Source organism: Cellulomonas sp. P4_B5_2 (assembly GCF_056402235.1).
On the sequence record NZ_JBFUHU010000250.1, the window covers coordinates 1 to 5,621 of the forward strand.

Sequence of the window (5,621 nt, forward strand, 5' to 3'; positions counted from 1 at the left end):
TCGCGGTCCGGTGCGGTCGCGGCCAGCGCACCGACCGGCCCGCCCCCCAGGCCCGGCAGCACCGCGTGCGGGGCCACCTGCGCCCACGGCTGCAGCACGAACGCACGCTCGTGCGCGCGCGGGTGCGGGAGCTCGAGGTCGTCGGTCACGGCGAGCACCGAGCCGTACAGCACGATGTCGATGTCCAGCGTGCGCGGCCCCCAGCGCTCGTGCCGCTCGCGCCCGTGCGCCTGCTCGATCGCCTGGGTCGCCCGCAGCAGCTCGCGGGGCGCGAGCGTGGTCGTGGCCAGCACGACGGCGTTGAGGTAGTCGGCCTGCTCGGGTCCGCCCACGGCCGAGGTGCGCGCCAGGGCCGAGACCTCGACGACCTCCACCCCGGGGGTGCCGGCGAGGTCGCTCACGGCCTCGCGCAGGGTCTCCTGCGCCGGGCCGAGGTTCGCGCCGAGCGCGAGCACGATCTCGACCGGCCCGTCGGGCGCCTGGTCCAGCGCGTCCGTGACGAGCTCGCCGTCCACGACGGCCTCGGGGATCGTCTCCAGCTCGGTCGACCGCGTGTCCGGTCCCCCCACCGAGAGCTCTCCGGGAGCGGGGGCGACGACGGCGTCGGCCCACTGACCGGCGGGCAGGGCGGCGGCGACCGCGGGGGCGCCGGGCGCCGGGGTGACGGGGAACGCGGCGGTGGACGTGGGGACGGGCCGGGAGACCGGCTCGGCGGCCGTCGGGCGCGGGAGGTACGGCTCCGCGGCCGGGAGCTTGGTCCGGTCGCGGTGGATGGCGACGACGACGTCCCCGAACGGCACCTGGATGGGCGCGTGCGGCTTGTGCACGGCGACGTCGACGGCCTGGACCACCCCGGAGGCGAGGACGGTCGCGGCGATCCGCTCGGCCACGGTCTCGATGAGGTCGACCGGCTCCCCGGACAGGACGGCAGCCACCTGCTCCGCCAGCGCGCCGTAGTCGAGCGTGTGCGCGAGGTCGTCGCGCGCCGCGGCCCGCCGCGTGTCGAGGTGCACGACGACGTCCGCGACGAACGTCTGCCCCTCGCGCCGCTCGTGCTCGAACACGCCGTGGTACCCGAGGGCCGTGATGCCCGTCAGCCTGATCTGGTCGAGCCGACGCCCGCTGGCGTCCAGCGCGTCCGGTCGGCTCTCGTCGTTCGTGGTCACCGCGTGCTCCCTCCGGTTCTCGCGTCCTCGTCGACGGCCAGCTCGTCGTCACCGGGTTCGGCACCGGCACCCGCGCTGGTCGCAGCCGTGCCTGTCGCACCCTGCCACGCCGCCGCCACCCGAACGGCGTCGGCCGAGCCTGCCACCTCGTGCACCCGCACGCACCAGGCTCCCGCGACCGCGGCCAGCGCGGTCACCGCCGCCGTGGCACGGTCACGCGCGAGCGGCGGCGCGGGTTCGGCGTCCGGGCCCGCCAGCAGGTGCCCGAGGAAGCGCTTGCGGCTCGCACCGACCAGCACCGGGAAGCCGTCGGCCACCAGCTCGGGCAGCCGCGCCAGCAGGGGCCAGTTGCTGCTCCCCGCCTTCGCGAACCCGAGGCCGGGGTCGAGCACCACCTGGTCGTCGCGCACCCCCGCGGCGCGCAGCGCGTCGACGCGGGCGGCGAGCTCGCGGCGCACGTCGGTCACCACGTCGTCGTAGTCGTCGAGGTCGTCCATCACGTCGGCGTGGCCGCGCCAGTGCATCGCCACGTAGACCACGCCGGTGTCGGCGACCGCGGAGTACATCGCGTCGTCGGCCAGGCCGCCCGAGACGTCGTTGACGATCGCGGCGCCGCGCCCGACGGCCGCACGGGCGACCACCGCGCGGGTGGTGTCCACGCTCACCGTCGCACCGCGGTCCACCAGCTCCTCGACCACCGGCAGCACCCGGGCCAGCTCGTCCTCGACCGCGACGCGGCGGGACCCCGGCCGGGTCGACTCGCCGCCGACGTCGAGCAGGTCCGCGCCCTGCTCCAGCAGCTCGAGGCCGTGTGCCACCGCGGCGCCGGGCGTGAACCACCGGCCTCCGTCGGAGAAGGAGTCCGGCGTGACGTTGACGACGCCCATCACGAGCGTCCGCCCGAGATCGTGCAACCGTGCCGGCAGCGGTGCCGGACGGGAGGAGCCTGGGCCTGTCACGGTGCGAGCCTAGGGTCTGCCGGGCGTCAGCGGCCGAGCACGAGGCTCATGGCCTCTGCGCGGGTGGCGACGTCACGCATCTGCCCGCGCACCGCCGAGGTGACCGTGCGCGACCCCGGCTTGCGGACGCCGCGCATCGACATGCACAGGTGCTCGCACTCGACGACGACGAGCACGCCACGCGGCTGCAGCTCGGCGACGAGCGCGTCGGCGATCTGCGAGGTGAGCCGCTCCTGCACCTGCGGGCGCCGTGCGTACACGTCGACCAGTCGTGCGAGCTTGCTCAGGCCGGTGATGCGGCCGTCGGTGCCCGGGATGTAGCCGACGTGGGCGACGCCGTGGAACGGCACGAGGTGGTGCTCGCAGGTGGAGTACACCTCGATGTCCTTGACCAGCACCATCTCCTCGTGACCGATGTCGAAGGTGGTGGTCAGGACGTCACCGGGCTCCTGGTAGAGGCCCGCGAAGATCTCCCGGTACGCCCGCGCGACTCGCGCCGGGGTCTCCCGCAGCCCCTCGCGGTCGGGGTCCTCCCCCACCGCGACGAGCAGCTCGCGGATGGCGGCCTCGACGCGGTCCTGGTCGTACTCGCCCACGGCCGCGCCGGTGAACGTCACCGGACCGATGTCGGACACCTGCTCCTGTGCCACCGCGCGGCCCCTACGCGTCCGGGGTCTGCGACGGCGGGACCTCGATGACCTGCTCCTTCGGGTGACCGAAGGCCGCGGCGGCCTCGTCCTCGGGGATGATCGGGTGCCCGTTCTGGGCGGCCTTCTCCGCGGCGGTCATCACAGGCGGCCGGTCGGACACCGCGCGCTGGTCGCTGGACAGCCACACCTGGCGCGGGGGGCGCTTGGTGATCGGGGCGAAGATCGTGGCCAGCTGCTCCTGGTTGAGCGTCTCCTTCTCGAGGAGCTCCAGGACCAGGGCGTCGAGCACGTCGCGGTACTCGACCAGGATCTCCCAGGCCTCGTCGTGCGCCCGCTCGATCAGGGAGCGCACCTCGATGTCGATCGACGCCGCGATGTCCTCGGAGTAGTCCCTCCCGTGGCCCATGTCGCGGCCCATGAACACCTCGCCGGAGGCCTGGCCGAGCTGGATCGCGCCGAGCCTGGCACTCATCCCGAACTGCGTGACCATCTTGCGGGCCGTCGCCGACGCCTTCTCGATGTCGTTGCTGGCACCCGTGGTCGGGTCATGGAAGACCAGCTCCTCGGCGACGCGGCCACCCATGGCGTAGGCCAGCGTGTCCAGCAGCTCGTTGCGGGTGGTCGAGTACTTGTCCTCGGTGGGCATGACCATCGTGTACCCGAGCGCGCGGCCGCGCGGCAGGATCGTCACCTTGGTGACCGGGTCGGTGTACCGGAGCGCCGCCGCGACGATGGCGTGACCACCCTCGTGGTACGCGGTGATCTTGATCTCCTTCGAGTTCATGATCCGCGTGCGCTTCTGCGGCCCCGCGATGACGCGGTCGATCGCCTCGTCCAGCGTGTGGTCGGTGATCGTCTGCTGGCCCGTGCGGGCGGTGAGCAGCGCGGCCTCGTTGAGCACGTTCGCCAGGTCGGCACCGGTGAACCCGGGGGTCCGGCGGGCGACGACGTTCAGGTCGACGTGCGGCGCCATCGGCTTGCCCTGCGAGTGCACCGCGAGGATCCGCTCGCGGCCCTTGAGGTCCGGCGGGTCCACGGCGACCTGGCGGTCGAAGCGGCCGGGACGCAGCAGGGCGGGGTCGAGGATGTCGGGCCGGTTGGTGGCCGCGATGAGGATGACGTTCGCGTTGACGTCGAAGCCGTCCATCTCGACGAGCATCTGGTTGAGCGTCTGCTCGCGCTCGTCGTGCCCGCCGCCCATGCCGGCGCCGCGGTGGCGGCCGACGGCGTCGATCTCGTCGATGAAGATGATCGCCGGGGCGTTCTCCTTGGCCTGGTTGAACAGGTCACGGACGCGGCTGGCGCCGACGCCGACGAACATCTCGACGAAGTCCGAGCCGGAGATCGAGTAGAACGGCACACCCGCCTCGCCGGCGACCGCGCGGGCCAGCAGCGTCTTGCCGGTTCCGGGCGGGCCGTACAGCAGGACGCCCTTGGGGATCTTGGCGCCGACGGCCTGGAACTTGGCCGGCTCCGCGAGGAACTCCTTGATCTCCTGGAGCTCCTCGACCGCCTCGTCGACACCCGCGACGTCCGAGAACGTGACCTGCGGGGACTCCTTGTTGACCAGCTTGGCCTTCGACTTGCCGAAGCTCATGACCCGCGAGCCGCCGCCCTGCATGTTCGACATCAGGAACCAGAAGATCCCCAGGATGATGATCAGCGGCAGGATGAAGCTGAGGATGCTGGCCCACCACGACGTCTGCGGGACGACCGAGGTGTAGCCCTTCTCCATGTCCGCGTCCGCGATGGCGGCCACGACGGACTCGCCCTGCGGGACGACGTAGTTGAACTGGACCAGCTTGCCCAGGTTGTCCTCGCCCTTGGTGAAGTCCTCCGTGAGGGTCAGGTCGACGCGCTGGACGCCCTCGGTGATCTTCGCCTGCTCGACCTTGCCGTCCGCGATGAGCGTGAGGCCGTCCGACGTGTCGATCTTGCTGATCTTCGGGGCCGCGAGCGTGGACGCGCCGATGTACAGCAGGATCACGGCGATGACGACCCACAGGATGGGGCCACGGGCAAGTCGCTTGACGTTCATGGGCGATCGGGGCAGGGCCCCTCAACCTCCGCTCGCGGGACAGGTGGCCTCGAAGTTACACGGGGAACCTGGGCGGGACCGACCGTGTTCACCGAGGGCGCACTCGACCTCAGGCGCCGTACACGTGCGGAGCGAGCGTGCCGACGAACGGCAGGTTCCGGTACTTCTCCGCGTAGTCGAGGCCGTAGCCGACGACGAACTCGTTCGGGATGTCGAAGCCGACGTAGCGGACGTCGACGTCGACCTTGGACGCCTCGGGCTTGCGCAGCATCGTCGCGATCTCGACCGTGGCCGGCCCGCGCGAGCGCAGGTTGGACAGCAGCCAGGAGAGCGTCAGGCCCGAGTCGATGATGTCCTCGACGATGAGCACGTGCCGGCCGGTGAGGTCGGCGTCGAGGTCCTTGAGGATCCGCACGACGCCCGACGACTTGGTGCCCGAGCCGTACGAGGAGACCGCCATCCAGTCCATCTGCACGGTCGAGTGCAGCCGGCGGGCGAGGTCCGCCATCACCATGACCGCACCCTTGAGGACGCCCACGAGGAGCAGGTCCTTGCCCGCGTAGTCGGCGTCGATCTGCGCCGCGATCTCGTCGAGCCTCTGGTGCAGCTGCTCCTCCGAGAGGAGAACCCGCTCGAGGTCGTCGCCCATGTCCGCAGGGTCCACCGAAGTCACTCCTCTTGATCCGCCACCCGTACCGGCGCTTCCCGCGGGGCGGGGGCCGGACCCAGGGCAAGCCTGCCACACGCGCGACGGGCCGCGACCCCGCCCGGGAGGGCCACCGCGCCCTGCCCGTGCCAGTCCGTGACC

Annotated in this window: 5 protein-coding genes; all 5 read right to left on the reverse strand. The window is 72.2% G+C overall.

The genetic code is table 11. The annotated features are described in order from the left end of the window. A partial coding sequence (gene folK, locus AC1DUQ_RS16465; RefSeq protein WP_477074155.1) for a 2-amino-4-hydroxy-6-hydroxymethyldihydropteridine diphosphokinase occupies positions 1-1,166 on the reverse strand: 1,166 nt, incomplete at its 3' end. Further along, entirely contained in the window at positions 1,163-2,053 is an 891-nt protein-coding gene (gene folP / locus AC1DUQ_RS16470) for a dihydropteroate synthase (RefSeq protein WP_477060805.1), read from the reverse strand. The genes folP and folK, both read right to left, overlap by 4 nt. Before the next feature lie 98 nt (positions 2,054-2,151). Further along, positions 2,152-2,751 carry a GTP cyclohydrolase I FolE gene (gene folE, locus AC1DUQ_RS16475; RefSeq protein ID WP_477060804.1) on the reverse strand — a complete coding sequence of 200 codons (600 nt, stop codon included), beginning with the start codon at positions 2,749-2,751 and terminating at the stop codon, positions 2,152-2,154. Between the two features lie 34 nt (positions 2,752-2,785). Further along, a complete protein-coding gene (gene ftsH, locus AC1DUQ_RS16480; RefSeq protein ID WP_477059930.1) occupies positions 2,786-4,813 on the reverse strand; it encodes an ATP-dependent zinc metalloprotease FtsH in 2,028 nt (675 codons plus the stop codon). A gap of 109 nt (positions 4,814-4,922) precedes the next feature. Continuing rightward, a complete protein-coding gene (gene hpt / locus AC1DUQ_RS16485; RefSeq protein ID WP_056085754.1) occupies positions 4,923-5,477 on the reverse strand; it encodes a hypoxanthine phosphoribosyltransferase in 555 nt (184 codons plus the stop codon). Positions 5,478-5,621 lie beyond the last annotated feature (144 nt).